Here is a 19,689-nt window from a genome sequence, read left to right as displayed (position 1 = left end):
TTAACGCCCCCTCCGCACACTTGAGTTGTTGCTACGCAGCCGGATCTCATCCAGCACCTGATCAGTCAGCTGGTCGATATCGGTATTGGAACCGGATACATCGGACGAGCTGGCGGCGCTGCTGCTGTCAGTGTTGCTGCGCTGGCCAACCAGACGGTCCAACGGCAGGTACATCATGTTGTTGCTGTTCTCGGTGTTGACCAGCACCTTGCTGGTATTGGCGAACACGTTCTGCATGGTATCAAGGTACATACGATCACGGGTGACCGAAGGTGACCGCTGGTAGACGTTCAGCAATTGCACAAAGCGGGCAGTCTCACCATTGGCCTTCTCGATCACTTCTTCCTTGTAGGCATTGGCCTCCTCGATCATGCGCTGGGCGCGACCGCGAGCCTCGGGAACCACCTTGTTGCGGTAGGTTTCCGCTTCCTCGACAAGACGTTGCTCGTCTTCCTTGGCCCGCTGTACCTCGCGGAAAGCTTCCTGGACCGCGGACGGCGGCTGGGTGCTCTCGACGTTCACCTTGACGATCTGCAGGCCGGTACCGTAGCTCTGCAGGAAGTTCTGCAGGCGTTGTTCGACGTTAATCGCCAGAGCGGCACGCCCCTCGGTCAGGACTTCGTCCAGGCCGGCACTGCCCACTTCGTGGCGCAGGGCACTGTCGGTCGCAAACGCCAGAGCCTGGTTGGAATCGCGCACGTTCAGCACGTAATCGCGGGCGTTCTCCACCCGGTACTGGACCTGCAGGTCAACGGACACCAGGTTCTCGTCCTGGGTCAGCATCTGCCCCTGGGATTCGGCTGTCCGGACGTTGGTGACGCGGACTTTGGTGACGTTATCAATGACGGGGACCTTGAAACGCAGGCCCGGGTTTTCGGTGGTGTGGTACTTGCCGAAGCGCAGCACAACAGCCCGCTCCTGCTCGTCGACCGTGTAGAACGACTGGTAAACCACGTAGCCGACGATCAGGATGCCCAGAATCGCCAGCACGGCACCAAAGCCGCTGCTGCTTCCGCCGTTGCCGGAACCGCCGGACATGCCGCCGCCCTTCTTGCCACCAAGCAGCTTATTGAGCTTGTCCAGCCCCTTGCGCAGCGCTTCGTCCAGGTCGGGTGGCCCCTGGTCGCCACCGCGCCGGCCCCCGCTGCCCCAGGGATCGTTGTCATTCCGGTTACCACCCGGTTCATTCCAGGCCATAATGCTCTCCGTTCGCAATCTCATCGAATGGCTGCAAATACTAGGGATTAATGCGGCCCCGGGCAACACCAACAGCCCGGAACCTCGCGGCTTTTACGCTGCGGCTCCCCTACTTGTACGTTGTCTTTTCTAGGCTGTGTCCGTTATTCGCGATAATTCGTTATATACGGCGATCAGTCGACCGAGGCATAGCGAATCTCGTCCGGGCTGACACCGGCCCGACTCAGCAGCTGATGCCAGTCCCGGGATTCAAGGCGTGCTTCAACCTGGGCGTCGCCGTTGTCCAGGTACTCTTCACTGAGTACGCTGCCGGCCTCGTGTAGCAGTGCCCGCAGCTTACCATCCCGCGGTCCCAGCAGTATCGAGAACTGCAGGATATCCTCCGCCAGGCGCTCGACCACCGCATCGAACAGTTGCTCGATGCCGGCGCCGGTCATGGCCGATACCCAGACACGAACCGGTACGCCATCCTCGTTGCGGTCGACACGCGGCGTGAAATCGTCCAGCAGATCGATCTTGTTGAAGACCTGGAGCACCGGGACCTCATGAGCACCGATTTCCAGCAGGACATCTTCCACTTGCTCGATATTCTCATCCCGACGTTCGTCTGCGCAATCAATAACATGCAGCAGCAACGACGCTTCGGTGGTTTCCTCAAGGGTCGCCCGGAAGGCTTCGACCAGCTTGTGTGGCAGGTGGCGAATGAAACCCACCGTGTCGGCCATGACCACCGGCCCGATATCCGGCAGTTCAAGGCGACGCAGGGTCGGGTCAAGCGTGGCGAACAACTGGTCCGCGGCATAAACCGACGCGGTGGTGATGTGGTTGAACAGCGTGGACTTGCCGGCGTTGGTGTAGCCCACCAGGGAGACGGTTGGAATATCCGCCCGTTTGCGCGCACGACGCCCCTGGTTACGCTGGCGACGAACCTTGTCGAGGCGCTTGTGGATCGCCTTGATGCGCGCGCGCAGCAGTCGACGGTCGGTTTCCAGCTGGGTTTCACCCGGACCGCGCAGGCCGATACCGCCTTTCTGTCGCTCCAGGTGAGTCCAGCCCCGAACCAGCCGGGTGGCCATGTGATCCAGTTGCGCCAGCTCCACCTGCAGCTTGCCTTCATGGGTGCGGGCACGCTGGGCAAAGATATCGAGAATCACGCCAGTGCGGTCCAGCACACGGCACTTGAGTTCCCGCTCCAGGTTACGCTCCTGGCTGGGGCTGAGGGCATGATTAAACAGAACAACGTCCGCCTCGGCGCCGTGAATGGCCGCACGAATCTCGTCGAGCTTGCCTTCACCGACAAACAGGCGCGGGCTGGGTTGATTGCGGGAGCCGGTTACCGTGTCGACCGTCTCGACGCCGGCCGACCGTACCAGTTCGGTAAATTCTCCCAGATCCTCGGATTCGTTGTGTGATGAAAATTCGACGTGAACGATGACAGCGCGCTCACCGACGTCAGGACGCTCAAACAAGGAGATGGTTCTCCGGAAAGATTTGCAATTAGGATAGCCCAGCCTGGGCCGGGAGGCCCACTGTGGCAGATTGCGGGCATATAAGGAAGGCAGCCGGCACCATCAGGCATGCCGGCTGCCGTCGCATTGGTCGAGGGGATCAGGCTTCGCCTTCACCCTCGCCAACGGCACTTTGTTGCGGAATACGAACATTACGGGCAGGCACGACCGTGGAAATGGCATGCTTGTACACCATCTGGCTTACCGTATTCTTCAGCAGGATCACGAACTGATCGAATGACTCGATCTGGCCCTGAAGCTTGATCCCGTTGACGAGGAAGATGGAAACCGGAATGCGCTCCTTGCGCAGTGCATTGAGGTAAGGGTCTTGTAAAGAATGCCCTTTTGACATGTTAATTCTCCTGTTTTTTTAATCGCAGATCGTCTGGTATTAGAAGAAGCGGAGTTCCGTTGCGAAAACCACCTGCCGGCGGACTCCCGATCAATCCCGACTGTCGGCACGCTTCCTGTCGGGGCTGATCAATGGGCGCCGGCTGTTTCGAAGCCGGCTGGGCGAACGGAGCTCATTGAGCGCCGGTCACTTAATCAATGTGGTGCGGGATTCGAGGATTTTCAAGGCGCGCTTCAAAGAACCTGACGCCTCACTGTCGATCCAGGCCACATCCGGCCATTTGCGCAGCCAGGTCAGTTGACGCTTGGCCAACTGCCGGGTGGCGGCGACGCCTTTTTCGACAAAGGTGTCGTAATCCACCTCCCCATCCAGCCAGGCCCAGGCCTGGCGATAACCGACACAGCGAATGGACGGCAACCCGGGGTGCAGATCCGGCCGGCGCCTGAGCGCTCTCACCTCATCAGCAAACCCCATATCCAGCATCTTGCCGAAGCGCAACCGGATTCGCTCGTGCAGCACCGATCGATTGCCCGGCGCAATCGATAGCTGGATAACATTATACGGAAGCGCCCCTGAATCGTCTGCCTGCCAACGCGTTAAATACGGGTAATCCACGTCCCCGGACGTACCACGGTCGGCGGCCCAGGCGGCGGAAATGGGTTGCCCGGTGAGCAGCACCACCTCCAACGCGCGCAAGACCCGCTGCCGGTTATTCGGATGAATCGCCTCTGCTGCGACCGGGTCTTTCTGACGAAGTTCCTCATGCAGAGCCGCCCAGCCCTCGCTTTCGGCCCGCGCCTCAAGTTGACGCCGCAGCGCCGGGTCCGCTGACGGCAGATCGGACATCCCGTGCAGCAGCGCCTTGAAATACATCATGGTGCCGCCCACCAGCAGTGGAATGCGGCCCCGGGCCGTGATCTCATCCATCTCGCGCAGGGCATCGGTGCGAAAGTCGGCGGCCGAATAGGTATCGGCCGGATCGCAGATATCAATCAGGCGATGCGGCGCCTGCGCCAGTTCCTCGGTGCTGGGTTTGGCCGTGCCAATATCCATGCCGCGGTAGATCATGGCCGAGTCGACACTGATGATCTCGCACGGGAGAACCTGGCAGAGGGCCAGGGCAAGGTCGGTCTTGCCGGCCGCCGTCGGCCCCATCAGGGAAATCGCCGGGGGTAGCGATGGGTCAGTCGGCATGGGTCAGCGTCCGCGCAGGAAGAGCTTGTCCAGCTCACCCAGGGTGACCAGGGTCCAGGTCGGACGACCGTGGTTACACTGGCCACTGCGTTCCGTGGCCTCCATGTCGCGCAGCAGGGTGTTCATCTCGGGAATGGTCAGTTGGCGATTGGCCCGCACCGAACCGTGACAGGCCATGGTCCCCAGCAGTTCGTTGGTCACGGCCTTGACCCGATCCGACTGGCCGTGCTCCACCAGGTCCGACACCACATCCCGCACCAGTTGCTCGGTGTCCGCGCCCCGCAGCAGCGCCGGGATCTGGCGCACCACCAGGGTTTCCGGTCCCATGCGCTCTATCTGCAGCCCCACCGCTTGCAGCTCGTCGACGTGCGATTCGGCGATGCTGGCCTCGCGCTGGCTTACGGCCAGGGTCAGCGGCACCAGCAGCGGCTGGCTCTTGAGATCCTGCGCGTCCAGCGCGATTTTCATGCGCTCGTAGGTAATCCGCTCGTGGGCGGCGTGCATATCCACCACGATCATGCCCTGGCTGGTCTGCGCCAGGATGTAGATGCCGTGCAACTGGGCAATGGCGTAGCCCAACGGTGGTTCGGTGCCATCGGATTGCGGTGGCGTCGGCGCTGGCTGCGCCGTGAACGGTGCGGGCGCCTCGGCAACGCTGGCCTGGACGCCTGCCTCGGCGGGCGTCGCCGACGTCATGCCGCCGCCACCGTTCAGGGACTGGTAGAACGCCATCTGGTCGTCCGACTGCCAGCCCACCGGCCGTTGCTGACCGGCGTGGTAGCCAATGCCCTCGTTGCCATTGCCACCGAATCCGGCCGGGGAATGACTTACCGGCGCTGCAGCGCCTTCGCCGCCAGCAGGAGCGGCACCGCCATAGGTCGCCTCGCGGCTCAACGACTGGGCGACCGCGCCATGCATATGATCCTGTGGTTTAACTTCACCCAGCGCCCGATGCAGCGTGCGGAAGATAAAGTCGTGCACCAGCCGGCCATCACGGAAGCGCACCTCATGTTTGGTGGGATGGACGTTGACGTCCACGTTGGCCGGATCCAGTTCCAGATAAAGCACGAACGCCGGGTGCCGGTTGTTGTAGAGCACGTCCCGGTAGGCCTGGCGCACCGCGTGGGCCACCAGCCGGTCGCGGATCACCCGATGGTTGACGAAGAAATACTGCAAGTCCGATTGACTGCGGGAAAAGGTGGGCAGCGCCACCCACCCCCACAGACGCAGCCCGGACGCCTCGGCGTCGATGACCACGGCGTTGTCGATAAACTGCTGACCGCACAGGGAGCCGATCCGGCGCTCACGGTCCAGCGGCGTCATGGCCGGGCGCAGGCTCTGAATGCCGCGCTGGTTATGACGCAGGGTGAAACCGGTCTCGAAGCGCGCCAGCGCCTGACGGCGGACGCACTCCTCGATATGCCCGAACTCGGTCTTTTCGGTCCGCAGGAACTTGCGTCGCGCCGGTGTGTTGAAGAAAAGATCCCGCACCTCGACAGTGGTGCCCACGGGATGGGCGGCCGGCGATACCCGGGCATCCATATCACGCCCTTCGACTTCCACCCGGCACGCGGCTTCGGTATCCACCGTACGCGACGTCAGCGACAGCCTGGAGACCGAACTGATACTGGCCAGTGCCTCACCGCGAAAACCCAGCGACGCCACCGCTTCCAGATCGTCCAGGTCAGCGATCTTGCTGGTGGCGTGCCGGCTCAACGCCAGCGGCAGCTCTGCCTCGGCAATACCAACACCCGTATCGCGCACGCGGATCAGCTTGACGCCGCCCTGCTCCACTTCAACCTCGACACGGTCGGCTCCCGCGTCCAGGGCGTTCTCAACCAGCTCCTTGACCACCGACGCCGGACGTTCGACGACCTCACCGGCGGCGATCTGGTTTGCGAGACGGGGACTGAGCAGTCGGATTTCGGACATGGGGACGCGGCGCCTCTGTCAGTGGCATGGGTCGGTGGCGTAAGCGCGTCATGATAACAGAGACGGGCGTCCTGTCTCAGGGTCTCGATGCGGGGCGCGGAGATCCCGCTTCAGGACGCCGGGATCTTGATCGTCTGACCGACCATCACCTGATCGCTGGACAGGTTATTCAACTCCTTGATGCGGTTGACCGTCGTGGCGTTGCGGCGCGCCACGGCGGAGAGGGTATCGCCCCGCTGGATGCGATAGGACGCCATCCCCTGCCCGTTCCGCTTCTCCCAGGCCAGCAGTGTCCCAGGCGGCGGCGTATCGCGGAAATAGGAGTCAACGCCTTCCCAGATCGCGTGGGCCAGCTTGCTGCGATAGGCCGCCGACTTCAGGTTGCGCTCTTCCTGCGGGTTGGAAATAAACCCGGCTTCCACCAGGATCGACGGGATGTCAGGCGACTTGAGCACCACGAACGCCGCCTGTTCAACGCCATGCTTGTGCAGCCTGGCCACATGCCCCAGATTCTTCAGGACGTGGTCCCCCACCCCGACGCTGGCATTGATGCTGGCGGTCATGGACAGGTCCAGCAGCACACCGGCCAGAACCTCGTTCTTGTCGTCCAGCGATACGCCGCCAACCCCGCCGATCAGGTCGGAACGGTTCTCGTTGCGGGCCAGCCAGCGTGCGGTTTCACTGGTGGCGCCACGGCGGGACAAAGCAAACACCGAGGCCCCACGCGGTTGCGGCGTACGGAACGCATCGGCGTGGATCGACACGAACAGGTCGGCATTCTGCTTGCGGGCCAGCAAGATCCGCTGACGCAGCCCAATGTAGTAGTCGCCATCCCGGGTCAGACGTGCGGTGAAGCCCGGCTGGGCATCGATAATCGCCTTGAGCTTGCGCGCCAGGGGAAGGACCACATCCTTCTCGTGGGTGCCGCTGGGGCCGCTCGCGCCGGGATCCTCCCCGCCGTGGCCGGCGTCGATCATGACGATGATATCGCGCTTGCCATCACGGTTCTCCGACAACACCGGCTTGGACGGCTCGTTGCGTTCGGCGCCTTCCTGGATCAGGTCCACTACCAGGCGGTTTCCGTACTCGGCGTTGGGCTCCAACTGGAAGCTGCGTGGTTTGACGTCGCGCTTGAGGTCCAGCACCACGCGCAGGTCATCACCATGGCGTGGGGCACTGCGAATGCGCTGGATCGGGCTACCGGACAGGTCCAGCTTGCCGAAGCTGGTTTCCAGTCGGGTGTTCTTGATGTCAATCACCAGGCGAGACGGATTCGCCAGCGAAAAGATGGAATGATCCACCTCGCCGCCCATATCGAGCACCAGCCGCGTATGGTCGGGCGCCGGCCAGATGCGAACGCCTTCCACGCGGGTCTGCGCCTGAGCGGTGCCGGCCAGGCTCAGCAGCCCGGCCAGTAGCCATGGAACCGTCCTGTCGAGGATGTGCCGCATTTCAGTCTTCACTCTGCTGCGTTCCTTGTCGTTCGGTCAGTCGGGCCGGTGTGCGGAGATTGCTCCGCCGACAGCCTCAAGCAGGCGTCGGCCACGGGCCGACGCCGCCACCAGTTTCGCTTCCCGGCCGCTACCCGCTACCGCCAGGCTGATGGCGCAATCCGCCGCCGGCAGCACGCCTTCACCCTGCTCGGGCCATTCGATCAGGCAGATCACCTGATCCCGCAGGTAGTCCCGGATCCCCATGTACTCAAGCTCTTCGGGGTCACCCAGCCGATACAGATCGAAGTGATAAACAGGCGGCTGCAGGGTGTCGTAGGGCTCCACCAGCGTGTAGGTCGGGCTCTTCACCGCGCCTTCATGGCCCATGGCCTGAATAAAGCCTCGACTGAAGGTGGTTTTGCCCGCCCCCAGCGTGCCGCTCAGGTGCAACACGCAGCCCTCGCCGGACGCGCCGATGATTCCGGCCATCAAAGCACCCAGACGCTGTGTCGCCGCCTCGTCCGCCAGACGGACGGTTACGACCGCCTCACCGGCGGGTGTCTTGTCCACCCCTGTCACAGCCATTCAACCTCTTCGGCCTGCCCGGCCCTCTTCGTCAACGTTGATAATCATTCGTTTCGCGTCGCCGATCCAGCCACTGGCATCCGGCTACTCCCGGCTACTGATAACCCAGCGGAAGCAGCACGCCCTCGGCTTCGCCCAACACCGACGGCAGTCGGTCGATCAGGTCCATCGGCAACAGGCCCATGAACCCTTTTTCCAGGGCAGCACGGTCCGCCGCCTCGGCGTGCAGGCTGGCGCCGAGCACCGTAGCCTGCGCGGCAGGCACCCCCTGAGCCACCAGGGCGCCAATGATACCGGAAAGCACGTCACCCATCCCGCCGGTGGCCATACCCGGATTACCACCCTGTACCAACACCGGAAGATCCAAGGCATCGGCCTGGACCAGCGTGCCGGCCCCCTTGAGCAACGCAACGCCGCCATAGCGCGCCTGTAGCGCGTTGACCGCCGCCAGGCGATCGCAGCCAATGGCGCGGTTATCGCACTCCAGCAGCCGGGCCGCTTCCCCCGGATGTGGCGTCAGAATCCAGTTGTCACGTGGCTCGACGGCGCGACTGGCCATCAGGTTCAGGCCATCGGCGTCCACCAGCAGCGGGCCATCGAAAGTCAGTACCTGCTGCAGCATCTGCTGGCCCCAGGCACCCTGACCGGCACCCGGTCCGAACACAATGACATCGGCACCGGAAACCAGCAGCGCCAGTTCGTTGCCGTGCTCCACCCCTCGAACCATCAGCGAGGGGCAGCGAGCCAGGGCTGCGCCCACATAGTCGGCGCGGGTTGCCAGCGTCACCAGACCAGCTCCGGTGCGGGCCGCAGCCTCGGCCGCGAGCAGGCCTGCCCCGCCAAAGCCCTGATCCCCGGCCACCACCAGAAGGCGGCCGCAATCCCCCTTGTGGGCGCCCCGTCGCCGGGCGGGCAAATGACCGGCGACCCGGTTCCAGTCCACCCGCTGCGCGATGGCCGGCACCGCATCATAGATGGCCCCGGGAACCCCCAGATCATCAAAAACCAGGTCGCCGCAGACGTCCGGCCCTCGACCGGTCAGCAGCCCCGCCTTGAGTCCGATAAAGGTGACGGTCGCCGTTGCTTCCACCGCATCGGTCTCAATCCAGCCGCTGGTGGCATCCAGGCCGGACGGCACGTCCACCGCGAGGACCGCGCAACCGCTGCGGCGAACGCAGGCGATCACCTGATCGAAGGGCGCCCGCAAGGGACCGGTAATACCCGTACCCAACAGGGCATCCACCGTCACGTCCGCCTGCTTCAGCCAGTCGTCCAGTTGGTCGGCGTCAGCGTCCCGCCCCCACTGAGTCAGGCTAACGCCGTTGGCGGTGGCGGATTCGAAGGCCGTGCGCGCGTCGCCTTTCAGGCGCGCCGGATCGGAGACCGCCACGCAGCGAACCGAAAACCCCTGGCGGTGCGCCGCGTCAGCGACGAGGTAACCGTCGCCGCCGTTGTTGCCGGCGCCGCACAACACCAGTACCGAGCGGGCCAGCGGCCAGTGCCGGACCAACTGACGAAAGGCGCTGCGGGCCGCACGCTGCATCAGGTCGTAACCGGGCACCCCATGCTCGTCGATGGCACAGCGATCCAGAGCCTGTACACCATCCGCAGCGTAGAGTCTGTCTGGTAAACTGGCGGTAGCCGTCGCGCTCATGGGCCTCTTTCCTTGGGTCGTCAATGCGGCCGCCGGGATTTCTGTGCGCCCCGGGACAGAATCCGGTTGAAGTCATCGGGCCAGATGACTGTTAAGCATAGCAAAACGATTCAAAAGGTCATAACTTAATCAATGTTAACCGAAAGTCTCGACAGCCTCGCCCGGCAAATACATGACTGGGCGAACGAACTCGGCTTCCAGGCCGTGGGCATCACCCACCCGGAAACCGGCGAGCATGGCGCGCACCTGCAGCGCTGGCTGGCGGCGGGGCGTCACGGCGAAATGAGCTATATGGCCGACCATGGCCGCAAGCGCTATACCCCCGCGGAGCTGGTACCGGGCACCGCACGGGTGATTTCCCTGCGCATGGATTACCTGCCATCACCGGACAGCCCCGCCCGGATCCTGAAGAATCCGGAAAAGGCCTATCTGTCCCGCTACACCCTCGGGCGCGACTACCACAAGCTGATTCGCAAACGCCTGGCGCAACTCGCCAAGCGTATCGACGACGCCCTGGAAGGTCACCAGCATCGCGCCTTCGTCGACAGCGCCCCGGTACTGGAACGCGCTCTGGCACAGCGCGCGGGTCTGGGCTGGATCGGCAAGAACACGATGCTGATCAATCCCAAGGCGGGCTCGTTTTTCTTTCTTGGCGAGATCTTTACCAGCGCGCCCCTGCCGGTGGACCCACCGTTTGCGACCGAACACTGCGGCAGCTGCTCCGCCTGCCTCCAGGTCTGCCCTACGGACGCCTTCGTCGGCCCGCACCAACTGGATGCCCGACGCTGCATCAGCTATCTGACGATCGAGCTGAAAGGATCCATCCCGGAAGAACTGCGCCCGCTGATGGGCAACCGCGTATTCGGCTGCGACGACTGCCAACTGGTCTGCCCCTGGAACAAGTTCAGCAAGCCCAGCGACAAGGACGACTTCCAGCCCCGACACCACCTGGACAACAGCGAGCTGGCAGAACTGTTCCTGTGGACCGAGGCGGATTTCCTCAAGCGCACCGAAGGCTCGGCCATCCGCCGCACGGGCTACGAGGGCTGGCTGCGCAACCTGGCGGTGGGGCTGGGCAACGCCCCGTCAACCATTCCGGTGATCGAGGCGCTGAAACACAGGGCCAGCCATCCCTCGGAACTGGTTCGGGAGCATGTGCACTGGGCGCTCAGGCGGCATGGGGTTGCTGACTGAGGCGCCGCTGACGTCGATTACGGTTCCAGACGGAAGAACTGTTCACGATAATGCCGCAGCTCGTCAATGGAGTCGCGGATGTCATCCAGGGCCAGGTGAGTCCCCTTCTTTTTCACCCCCGCCAGGACGTCCGGACGCCAGCGGCGGGCCAGCTCCTTGATGGTGCTCACGTCCAGGTTGCGATAGTGGAAAAAAGCCTCCAGGGCCGGCATGTAGCGCACCAGGAAGCGGCGGTCCTGGCCGATGCTATTGCCGCACAGGGGGGATTGACCCGCTTCGAGGTGCTGCTCAAGGAAATCAATCGTCTGGCGCTCGGCGTCCGCCTCCGACAGATCGCTTTCCTTGACCCGCTGGGTCAGACCGCTTTCGCCGTGCGTCCGCGTGCACCACTCATCCATGCTGTCGAGCAGGCTGTCCGGCTGGTTAATGGCCAGCACCGGTCCCTCGGCGATCGTATTGAGGTCGGAATCGGTCACGATGGTGGCGATTTCGATGATCCGTTCCTGATCCGGGTCGAGCCCGGTCATTTCCAGATCGATCCAGACCAGTCGATCGGCTGCGGCCATGATGGTTACTCCTGCAGATTTGGGTAATACGGTGTGATTGCCGGGCGCTGGCCCCGTATAATCGGCGCCAACCAGGCTGCCAATGATGGCACATTTAGCCAGACAGGCAGAAACTCCAGCAGGCAAAGACACGACCCATGGCAAAACGTCGGCTCAACAAGCAGCAGAAATGGCGCATCGAGAAAATCCAGAAAGAGCGCGCCGCCCGCGCTTCACGAAGGGAACGGGACATTGACCGCAAACTGCAGTCGGGCGAGCTGGGGGACGAGCAAAGCGGGCTGATCATTGCTCACTTCGGCAAACAGATCGACGTGGAAGTGCTTGAAGGCGAGCAGCGCGGCGAGATCACCCGCTGCCACGTGCGCACCAATCTGGGCCCGCTGGTCACCGGCGACCGCGTGATCTGGCGCCCCGGTGCCGACGACCTGGGCGTTATCGTCGCGCTCCAGGACCGGGACAGCCTGCTGCAACGCCCTGACAAATTTGGCCAGCTCAAGCCCGTCGCCGCCAACATCGATCACATCATCCTGGTCATCGCGCCGGAACCGGAGCCGCACGACAACCTGGTCGACCGCTATCTGGTGGCGGCGGAGAACTGCGACATCACCCCCGTCCTGCTGCTCAACAAGACGGACCTGCTCAGCGACGACAATCGCTCGGCGATCAATGCCCTGCTGGAGCGCTATCGGGGACTGGGCTACCAGGTCGAGCAGACTTCGGTGCACCATGCCCCGGAAGAGGATTCCACCATTGAGCGTCTGCTGAAGGACCGAACCAGCGTGTTCGTCGGCCAGTCGGGCGTGGGGAAATCGTCCATCATTCGCCGTCTGCTGCAGGACAACAGCATTCGCGTGGGCGACGTGTCCGAAAGCACCGGCAAGGGCGTACACACCACGACCACCGCCCGCCTGTTTCACCTGGACAACGGCGACCTGATCGACTCACCGGGCATCCGCGAGTTTGGTCTCTGGCATATGGATCCGGAGCACCTGGAGTACGGCTTCCGGGAAATCCGGCCGCTGATCGGCACCTGCCGCTTCCGCAACTGCCGGCATCAGGCCGAACCCGGCTGCGCCCTGCTGGAAGCCGAAGCCAGGGGCGACATCAGCCCGGAGCGTATGCAGAGCTTCCGCCGCATCTATACGGAAATGGAGAATTCGGACTGGCAGCAGCCCGGCTGACTACCAGTTCACCTCGTCGGGATCGGCCTCGGGCTGGGGATCGTACCAATCGCCTGACCTGAGCTGGTCCAGGGCCGCGTCGGACTCGGCTTCGGACGGCTCGGTCAGGTCGATGACCGGCTGCGCATCGGCACCGGAATCCGACTGCATTTCCTGCACTGTCTTGTTGTTGAGGACGATGATCGCGATGCGGCGATTGACCGGCGCCCGCGGCTTGTCCTTGTCGAACAGCACCGAATCGCTCAGCCCGACCACCCGCCCGATCTGCTCGGAGCGCACACCGCCGGCCACCAGCGCGCGCCGGGCAGTGTTGGCGCGATCGGCCGACAGCTCCCAGTTGGTGTAGCCGGGACGACCCACAAACGGTGTGGCGTCCGTGTGACCGGTGATGCTGAGCTTGTTCTGGACCTGGCCCAGCGGCTTGGCCAGTTCGAACAGGATATCCTGCGAGTAGTACTTCAGGCGCGCACTGCCACTGTCGAACATGGGACGCTGGGAGCGGTCGACGATCTGGATTCGCAGCCCTTCGTCGGTGATATCGATCAGCAGCTGATCCTTGAACTTCTGCAGGGTCTCGCTGCTCTCGATCTGCTCCTGGAGATCCTGGAAGAGTTCCTGCATCTGGCGCTGCTCCAGGGTATCCGCCAACTCCTCGATGGTCTGGTCTTCCAGACGAATCTCGGAGTCGGCGACATCGGCCGTGGACGCATCAACCACAGACGCACTGCCGCCCAGATCGATGGGATTGCGACTGGCCGCCTCGGTGAAACCCACCGGATCCTTGAAGTAGCCGGAAATGGCCTGTTTCTCTTCCGGCGTCGCGGTCATGGTGAGCCACATCACCATGAAGAAGGCCATCATGGCCGTCGCGAAGTCGGCAAAGGCTACCTTCCAGGAGCCACCGTGATGGCCGCCGGAAACCTTCTTGACCCGTTTGACGATGATCGGCTGTTCTTCCACGGCGAACCTCAGTAACCAGCCAGCGGCTTACTTGGAGCGGACATGATCGTTGAGCTCCTGGAACTCCGGCCGTTTGTCACTGGGCAGCGCCTTACGGCCAAACTCGATGGCCATCTGCGGCGCCTGCCCGGCGACCGTCGCCAGGATGGCGGATTTGGCGCATTCGTAGGCGCGCAGTTCGTATTGGGCCTGGTGTTCCATAGCGGTGGAGGTGGGCCCGACAAAGCCATAGCCCATCCAGATCCCCAGGAAGGTACCGACGAGCGCCGCGGCCACCTTCTGACCGATCATCTCCGGCGGACCGCCCAGCAGACTCATGGTGATCACGATGCCCAGCACGGCCGCCACGATCCCCAGCCCTGGCAGGGCGTCCGCCACCTTGGCGACGGCGTGGGACGGCTCGTGCAACTCATGCTCGCGATTGTCCAGCTCCTTGTCCATCAACCCTTCGAGTTCGTGGGGCGCCATGTTGCCGGAGCTGATGATGCGCATGTAGTCGGTAATGAAATTCAGTAGTTTCTTCGACTTCATCACCGCCGGATAGCTGGTGAAGATCTGGCTTTCACCGGGATTATCGATGTCTTCTTCGATGGCCATTACGCCCTGCTTGCGCGACTTGTCGAACAGGTCGTAGAGCAGACTGAGCAGATCCAGGTAGAAGGCCTTGTTGAAGGGCGAACCGGTCAGCAACCGCAGCATCCCGGAAATCGTTTCCTTGATGGTGTGCATCGGGTTGGAAATGATGAAGGCGCCGATGGCCGCGCCGAAGATGATCAGCACTTCGAGCGGCTGCCACAGGGCCATCAGCTGCCCCTTGGACAGCACAAAACCGCCCAGCACACTGGCCGCGACTATGATTGCACCGAGGATTAATGCCATTTGCTGCTAACTGCCTCTATTACTAGCCTGCCCGCCCGGCCCGATAGCCGGTACTGCCGGGATTCAGCCCCTGGCACGCGGATACGATTTGACGGGAAAGGTGAACGCCGGCCCCGCTGACACCGGTCGTGCCCTGGCGCCTGTTGAGGAGCCCCCGGAATGTCGAAAAAGATTCCGGAGCCATTCCAGCACTTTCCTGCATATCGGCACGAACGGCGCCAGCTTGAGCGTCCGTTGGACCGGAAATTTTTCAGAATCATAGCAAGAGCCGGCATTGAGCGCGAAAAATGCGCCCCTGCACAACCCGGTCTATCCTCCCCCCGCGACTCGTCGCCAATCTGTTAAGATGCCGCATCACTGACCAACGATACGGACTGCGAGAGCAACCATGCCCGACCTGCCCCTGGTGATTGAAACAGACACCCTGGCGTCACTGATCGATAACGAGGAGGACATCCTCATCATCGACCTGTGCCATCCGGAGCGCTACGCCAGCGGCCACATTCCGGGTGCGGTCTATGTGCATCCCCAGGAAACGCTGCTGGGCTACCCGCCGGCGCCGGGCAAGCTGCCCACGGTGGAAGCCCTGCAGGAACTGACCGCCCGGATCGGCCTGACGCCCGACAAACCCGTGGTGGTGTACGACGACGAAGGCGGTGGCTGGGCCGGTCGTTTTATCTGGCTGCTGGACTGCATCGGTCACGAGCACGCCAGCTACCTGAACGGTGGCTGGCTGGCCTGGCAGGCGGAGGAGCGCGAGCTGACCACCGACGTACCGGATCCGCAGCCTGGCCACTACCCGATCATCATCCGCCCGGAACCAACGGCCACGCTGGACGAAGTACTCAAGGGACTCGACTCCCCGGACCAGGTCATCTGGGACGCGCGCTCGCCCGGGGAATACTACGGTCAGCGCATCGCCGCCGCCAAGGCGGGACACATACCGGGTGCGCACAACCTGGAGTGGACCCAGTTGATGGACACCACCCGGGAGTTGCGACTCAAGCCCGATGCCGAACTGCGTGAACTGCTGGAACAGCACGGCTTCAAGCCATCCCGAACACTGATCACTCACTGCCAGACCCACCACCGGTCCGGCCTGACTTACCTGGTTGCCAAATACCTCGGTTACCCGAAGGTCCGCGCCTACGCCGGATCCTGGGCCGAATGGGGCAACCACCCCGATACTCCCGTGGAGACGTAATCCCGATGCAAGAAAAGCTCTTTGTCATGAGCCAGTACCTGGCGCCCCAGCTCGGCCTGTCCCGGCTGGCCGGACGCCTGGCAGACAACGACCGGGTTCCGGCACTCAAGGACCGGGTCGTGCGCTGGTTCATCGAGCGCTATGGCGTGGACATGTCCGAGGCGGTCGATGCCGACCCAGCCGCCTACGCCAGCTTCAATGACTTCTTTACCCGCGCGCTCAAGCCCGGCCTGCGCCCGGTGGATGACGATGCGAGCGTGATGACCAGCCCGGTGGACGGCGCCATTAGCCAACTGGGCACGATCGCCGACGGGCGGGTATTCCAGGCCAAGGGACAGACCTTCAGCCTGAACGAGCTGCTCGGCGGCGATGCCGAGCGCGCCGCCCCGTTCGAGGACGGCCAGTTTGCCACCATCTATCTGGCTCCCAAGGATTACCATCGCATCCACATGCCGCTGGCAGGCACGCTGCGGGAAATGGTGTACGTGCCCGGCCGCCTGTTCTCGGTCAACCCGGTCACCGCCGCCAACGTGCCCAACCTGTTCGCCCGCAACGAGCGCGTGGCGGCGATTTTCGATACCGAATGGGGGCCGATGGCGATGGTGCTGGTGGGCGCCATGATTGTTGGTAGCGTGGAAACCACCTGGGCGGGCGTCGTCGCGCCCGGCACCGGCAAGGTCAGCAGCGTGGACTATTCGGCGGAAGAGCCGATCCGATTCGAAAAGGGCGAGGAAATGGGCCGTTTCCGCCTGGGCTCAACCGTCGTCCTGCTGATGCCCAAAAACAGCATGAGCTGGTCGGATAACCTGCAGGCCGAAACCGTCCTGCGTATGGGACGCCCCATCGGCCAGCGCGACGACTGATCGGGCGGGCGACTCAGGCCCGCTCGATCGGAAACGCCAGCACATCACTGATATCGCGGGCCCCCAGGGCCCGCATCAGCAGACGATCCAGCCCCAGCGCCACCCCGGCACAATCCGGCATACCCGCCGCCAGCGCCGCCAGCAGCGCCTCATCCAGAGCCATCTCCGGCTTGCCATGCTGCCGGCGCAAAGCGTTGTCCGCCTCGAAACGCCGGCGCTGCTCGTCGGCGTCGGTCAGTTCCCAATAGCCGTTACACAATTCAAGGCCATCCAGGTAAAGCTCGAAACGATGCGCCACCCGATGACCGTCCACGTCCCGCACCCGCGCCAGGGCCGCCTGACTGGCCGGATAATCGTGAATGAACACCGCCGGCACGCTTTCCAGTGCAGGTTCCACCTGGTGCGTCATGATCACATCGAGGCAGGCGTCGCGATCCAGTGAGTCGGCGAATGCCGCGTCACCCGCCAACGCCGCCACCCGGCCCCGAAGTTCGATCAGGCTCACGGTAAACGGATCCAGCCCCGCATAACGCAGGAAGGCCTCGCGGTAGGTCAGGCGTTCCGGCTCCGGCAGGTCGAGCCAGCCGCACACCAGAGCCGCTACCTCATCCATCAGGGCCTGATCATCGAAATCCGGGCGATACCACTCCAGCAACGAGAACTCGGGATTGTGACGCACCCCCCGCTCACCGTCGCGAAACGCCCGGAAAACCTGGTAGATCGGCCCGCTCCCCGCCGCCAGCAGGCGTTTCATGTGGTACTCGGGCGAGGTCTGCAAAAAAGCCTCGCCGCCACCACAGCCGGCTACCGGCAACAATCGGGCGGTGACGCAATCGAGATGCAGGTCGGACACGCCGTGGCGGGCCAACACGGGGGTCTCCACTTCCAGCACAGCGCGCTCGGCGAAGAACTGGCGGACATGAGCCAGCAGTCGCGCACGCTCGCGCAGCGCCCGCAGGGACGCGGTCGGTGGCCAGGATGGGGAATCAGTCATGTCGTGCGGGTTCAAGATTCGAGGAAGGTCTGAGATCAACCGGCGACGCGGCTTCCCGCAGGAAACCGCATGCGCCGACAGGGCGGATCAGTTGGTTTTGACCCGGCTGACGTACTCACCACTGCGGGTATCGACCTTGAGTACTTCGCCAATGGTGATGAACAGAGGAACGTTCACAACCGCGCCCGTGGACAGGGTCGCCGGCTTGGAGCCGCCCTGAGCGGTGTCGCCTTTCATGCCCGGATCGGTATCGACCACTTCCAGCTCGACAAAATTGGGCGGGGTCACGGTCAGCGGCGCGCCGTTGTACAGGGTAACCGTGTAGACGTCCTGCTCCTTGAGCCATTTCAACGTATCGCCAACGGCTTTCTCGTCCGCCGGATGCTGTTCGAAGGAGCCGTCGGTGGCCATGAAGTGCCAGAATTCGCCGTCGGTGTAGAGATACTCCATCTCCTGGTCCATGACGTCCGCCGCTTCGAGGCTCTCACCGGATTTGAAGGTGCGCTCCCAGACCCGGTTGGTCATAAGGTTGCGGAGCTTGACGCGGTTGAAGGCCTGACCTTTGCCCGGCTTGACGAACTCATTCTCGAGCATGATGCAGGGATCGCCATCCAGCAAAACCTTAAGACCACCGCGGAATTCATTGGTAGAATACGAAGCCATGAAAATCTCACCTGAAATAGTGCTGTTGGGAAATCAAAGGGGCTCATGATACAGCGAACCCCCACCCCGGTAGAAGCCCGTGATCTTCGGCAACCCACTTTGACCTGGCAACAGGAGCTGGCCCGGGCGGTCAATAATCCCCAGGCGCTGTTGCAGGAACTGGGGCTACCCGGCGACCTGCTCCCCGGCGCTCACGCCGGCGACCGACTGTTCGGGCTGCGCGTGCCGCGCCCTTATCTGTCACGGATCGAATACGGCAATCCGGACGATCCGTTGCTGCGCCAGGTGCTGCCACTGGAAGCGGAAATCCATTCGCGGGACGGTTTCGTCAGCGACCCCCTGGACGAATCCAGCCACATGCAACAGCAGGGGTTGATTCGCAAATACCAAAGCCGCGCCCTGCTGATGGTAACCGGCACCTGTGCCATTAATTGCCGCTACTGTTTCCGTCGCCATTTCCCCTACGGCGAGAACCGATTGTCGCCGGACGCCCGCGTCGAAGCGCTGACCAGTCTGCGCGAGAGCCCGGAGATCAACGAAGTCATCTTCAGCGGCGGCGATCCGCTGGCGGTCAACGACAATCGACTTGCCGCCTGGGCCGACGACCTGACGGCCATCCCCCACCTGCGCCGGCTGCGCATCCATTCCCGGCTACCGGTGGTGATTCCACAACGGGTTGATGATCGCCTGCTCGAGTGGCTGTCACGGACGCGCCTGCAAACCGTGATGGTGGTCCACATCAACCACCCGCGGGAAATCGACGATGCCGTGCGGGATGCCATGGCGCGACTGCGCGATATCGGTGTAACGCTGCTCAACCAGAGCGTCATTCTGCAAGGCGTCAACGACCGCCCGGAAATTCTCGCCGAGCTCAGTGAAACCCTGTTCGATGCCGGCATCCTGCCCTACTATCTGCATGCCTTTGATCCGGTCGCCGGTGCCGCCCACTTCGACGTCAGCGACGAGCGCGCGCGCCAGATTGCCCGTGAGCTACTGGAGAGACTGCCCGGATTTCTCGTGCCGAAACTGGTCCGTGAGATTCCCGGAAAAACGAGCAAAACGCCCCTTGACCTGTAGTCAGCGACGCCCCTTTTTGCCGATCCGGGCTAAAATGCCCGGATCGGCAAAAGCGTCAAGAAATACGTCATGACGGGCCAGAAAAAGCCATTCCGGGACACCGAACGCCACTTTTTTGTCAAACAATGTCAACTTGGGACATTCTGGCTTTCTGCAAAGCCTTTGCTATTTTAAAGTCAGGGCGAGGTGTATAAAGATATGACTTTTCGTCCTTTTTCGCGTCGCTCATCGAAGAGCAAACGCCAGCGCCAAG

General features: G+C 63.0%; 18 protein-coding genes. 5 read left to right on the top strand and 13 right to left on the bottom strand.

The window, feature by feature from the left end; all coding sequences use genetic code 11:
• The 8 genes from hflK to DKK67_RS07085 form a co-directional block, all read right to left on the bottom strand.
• Positions 1-1,197: an FtsH protease activity modulator HflK gene (hflK, locus tag DKK67_RS07120; RefSeq protein WP_111495695.1), complete on the bottom strand. Its 1,197-nt coding sequence runs from the start codon at positions 1,195-1,197 to the stop codon at positions 1-3.
• 173 nt (positions 1,198-1,370) lie between these two features.
• The gene (hflX, locus tag DKK67_RS07115) at positions 1,371-2,666 is read right to left on the bottom strand and encodes a ribosome rescue GTPase HflX (protein WP_111495694.1); all 1,296 of its coding nucleotides are present in this window, start codon (positions 2,664-2,666) and stop codon (positions 1,371-1,373) included.
• Between the two features lie 139 nt (positions 2,667-2,805).
• Positions 2,806-3,057, bottom strand: a complete 252-nt coding sequence (gene hfq, locus DKK67_RS07110) for an RNA chaperone Hfq (protein ID WP_111495693.1) — start codon at positions 3,055-3,057, stop codon at positions 2,806-2,808.
• 186 nt (positions 3,058-3,243) lie between these two features.
• Positions 3,244-4,212: a tRNA (adenosine(37)-N6)-dimethylallyltransferase MiaA gene (gene miaA / locus DKK67_RS07105; RefSeq protein ID WP_265735504.1), complete on the bottom strand. Its 969-nt coding sequence runs from the start codon at positions 4,210-4,212 to the stop codon at positions 3,244-3,246.
• Positions 4,213-4,254: 42 nt separating this feature from the next.
• A complete protein-coding gene (mutL, locus tag DKK67_RS07100) occupies positions 4,255-6,183 on the bottom strand; it encodes a DNA mismatch repair endonuclease MutL (RefSeq protein WP_111495691.1) in 1,929 nt (642 codons plus the stop codon).
• A gap of 110 nt (positions 6,184-6,293) precedes the next feature.
• Positions 6,294-7,634, bottom strand: a complete 1,341-nt coding sequence (locus DKK67_RS07095) for an N-acetylmuramoyl-L-alanine amidase (protein WP_111495690.1) — start codon at positions 7,632-7,634, stop codon at positions 6,294-6,296.
• A 36-nt stretch (positions 7,635-7,670) separates the two neighbouring features.
• The gene (tsaE, locus tag DKK67_RS07090) at positions 7,671-8,201 is read right to left on the bottom strand and encodes a tRNA (adenosine(37)-N6)-threonylcarbamoyltransferase complex ATPase subunit type 1 TsaE (protein WP_111495689.1); all 531 of its coding nucleotides are present in this window, start codon (positions 8,199-8,201) and stop codon (positions 7,671-7,673) included.
• Between the two features lie 94 nt (positions 8,202-8,295).
• Positions 8,296-9,855 carry an NAD(P)H-hydrate dehydratase gene (locus tag DKK67_RS07085; RefSeq protein WP_111495688.1) on the bottom strand — a complete coding sequence of 520 codons (1,560 nt, stop codon included), beginning with the start codon at positions 9,853-9,855 and terminating at the stop codon, positions 8,296-8,298.
• Positions 9,856-9,987: 132 nt separating this feature from the next.
• On the opposite strand from DKK67_RS07085, the gene queG reads away from it, so the two are divergent.
• Positions 9,988-11,049, top strand: a complete 1,062-nt coding sequence (gene queG / locus DKK67_RS07080) for a tRNA epoxyqueuosine(34) reductase QueG (RefSeq protein WP_111495687.1) — start codon at positions 9,988-9,990, stop codon at positions 11,047-11,049.
• Positions 11,050-11,066: 17 nt separating this feature from the next.
• On the opposite strand, the gene orn is transcribed toward queG, so the two are convergent.
• Positions 11,067-11,615: an oligoribonuclease gene (gene orn / locus DKK67_RS07075; protein WP_111495686.1), complete on the bottom strand. Its 549-nt coding sequence runs from the start codon at positions 11,613-11,615 to the stop codon at positions 11,067-11,069.
• A gap of 137 nt (positions 11,616-11,752) precedes the next feature.
• Between orn and rsgA the strand changes: the two genes are divergently transcribed.
• Positions 11,753-12,796, top strand: a complete 1,044-nt coding sequence (gene rsgA / locus DKK67_RS07070) for a small ribosomal subunit biogenesis GTPase RsgA (protein ID WP_111495685.1) — start codon at positions 11,753-11,755, stop codon at positions 12,794-12,796.
• Here the strand turns inward: rsgA and motB are convergent, their stop codons facing one another.
• Both motB and motA read right to left on the bottom strand, forming a co-directional pair.
• Entirely contained in the window at positions 12,797-13,756 is a 960-nt protein-coding gene (gene motB, locus DKK67_RS07065; RefSeq protein WP_111495684.1) for a flagellar motor protein MotB, read from the bottom strand. It abuts the gene before it with no gap.
• 27 nt (positions 13,757-13,783) lie between these two features.
• Positions 13,784-14,635 carry a flagellar motor stator protein MotA gene (gene motA, locus DKK67_RS07060; RefSeq protein WP_111495683.1) on the bottom strand — a complete coding sequence of 284 codons (852 nt, stop codon included), beginning with the start codon at positions 14,633-14,635 and terminating at the stop codon, positions 13,784-13,786.
• A 388-nt stretch (positions 14,636-15,023) separates the two neighbouring features.
• Here motA and DKK67_RS07055 point away from each other — a divergent pair, with 388 nt between their 5' ends.
• Together DKK67_RS07055 and asd are read left to right on the top strand one after the other, a co-directional pair.
• Entirely contained in the window at positions 15,024-15,839 is an 816-nt protein-coding gene (locus DKK67_RS07055) for a sulfurtransferase (RefSeq protein ID WP_111495682.1), read from the top strand.
• A 5-nt stretch (positions 15,840-15,844) separates the two neighbouring features.
• A complete protein-coding gene (gene asd, locus DKK67_RS07050; RefSeq protein WP_111495681.1) occupies positions 15,845-16,702 on the top strand; it encodes an archaetidylserine decarboxylase in 858 nt (285 codons plus the stop codon).
• A gap of 13 nt (positions 16,703-16,715) precedes the next feature.
• Here asd and epmA read toward each other — a convergent pair whose 3' ends face one another.
• Both epmA and efp read right to left on the bottom strand, forming a co-directional pair.
• Positions 16,716-17,696, bottom strand: a complete 981-nt coding sequence (epmA, locus tag DKK67_RS07045) for an EF-P lysine aminoacylase EpmA (RefSeq protein ID WP_111495680.1) — start codon at positions 17,694-17,696, stop codon at positions 16,716-16,718.
• An 87-nt stretch (positions 17,697-17,783) separates the two neighbouring features.
• Positions 17,784-18,359, bottom strand: coding sequence for an elongation factor P (efp, locus tag DKK67_RS07040; RefSeq protein ID WP_111495679.1), 576 nt, complete (start codon positions 18,357-18,359; stop codon positions 17,784-17,786).
• A 45-nt stretch (positions 18,360-18,404) separates the two neighbouring features.
• Here efp and epmB point away from each other — a divergent pair, with 45 nt between their 5' ends.
• Complete coding sequence (gene epmB, locus DKK67_RS07035; RefSeq protein WP_111495678.1) at positions 18,405-19,436, top strand: EF-P beta-lysylation protein EpmB; 1,032 nt, start codon at positions 18,405-18,407, stop codon at positions 19,434-19,436.
• Positions 19,437-19,689 lie beyond the last annotated feature (253 nt).

The sequence above is a fragment of the Marinobacter bohaiensis genome (assembly GCF_003258515.1).
Lineage (GTDB): Bacteria > Pseudomonadota > Gammaproteobacteria > Pseudomonadales > Oleiphilaceae > Marinobacter_A > Marinobacter_A bohaiensis.
The sequence above is the reverse complement of the archived record's forward strand: the minus strand, read 5'-3'. Positions and strand labels throughout refer to the sequence as shown.

Excerpts from the sequence above, each read along its gene's own strand:
- motA (WP_111495683.1), bottom strand. The coding sequence starts at position 14,635 with ATGGCATTAATCCTCGGTGCAATCATAGTCGCGGCCAGTGTGCTGGGC.
- epmB (WP_111495678.1), top strand. The coding sequence starts at position 18,405 with ATGATACAGCGAACCCCCACCCCGGTAGAAGCCCGTGATCTTCGGCAA.
- hfq (WP_111495693.1), bottom strand. The coding sequence starts at position 3,057 with ATGTCAAAAGGGCATTCTTTACAAGACCCTTACCTCAATGCACTGCGC.
- tsaE (WP_111495689.1), bottom strand. The coding sequence starts at position 8,201 with ATGGCTGTGACAGGGGTGGACAAGACACCCGCCGGTGAGGCGGTCGTA.
- DKK67_RS07085 (WP_111495688.1), bottom strand. The coding sequence starts at position 9,855 with ATGAGCGCGACGGCTACCGCCAGTTTACCAGACAGACTCTACGCTGCG.
- DKK67_RS07055 (WP_111495682.1), top strand. The coding sequence starts at position 15,024 with ATGCCCGACCTGCCCCTGGTGATTGAAACAGACACCCTGGCGTCACTG.
- DKK67_RS07095 (WP_111495690.1), bottom strand. The coding sequence starts at position 7,634 with ATGCGGCACATCCTCGACAGGACGGTTCCATGGCTACTGGCCGGGCTG.
- hflK (WP_111495695.1), bottom strand. The coding sequence starts at position 1,197 with ATGGCCTGGAATGAACCGGGTGGTAACCGGAATGACAACGATCCCTGG.
- epmA (WP_111495680.1), bottom strand. The coding sequence starts at position 17,696 with ATGACTGATTCCCCATCCTGGCCACCGACCGCGTCCCTGCGGGCGCTG.
- miaA (WP_265735504.1), bottom strand. The coding sequence starts at position 4,212 with ATGGGGCCGACGGCGGCCGGCAAGACCGACCTTGCCCTGGCCCTCTGC.
- efp (WP_111495679.1), bottom strand. The coding sequence starts at position 18,359 with ATGGCTTCGTATTCTACCAATGAATTCCGCGGTGGTCTTAAGGTTTTG.
- rsgA (WP_111495685.1), top strand. The coding sequence starts at position 11,753 with ATGGCAAAACGTCGGCTCAACAAGCAGCAGAAATGGCGCATCGAGAAA.
- orn (WP_111495686.1), bottom strand. The coding sequence starts at position 11,615 with ATGGCCGCAGCCGATCGACTGGTCTGGATCGATCTGGAAATGACCGGG.
- queG (WP_111495687.1), top strand. The coding sequence starts at position 9,988 with ATGTTAACCGAAAGTCTCGACAGCCTCGCCCGGCAAATACATGACTGG.
- asd (WP_111495681.1), top strand. The coding sequence starts at position 15,845 with ATGCAAGAAAAGCTCTTTGTCATGAGCCAGTACCTGGCGCCCCAGCTC.
- mutL (WP_111495691.1), bottom strand. The coding sequence starts at position 6,183 with ATGTCCGAAATCCGACTGCTCAGTCCCCGTCTCGCAAACCAGATCGCC.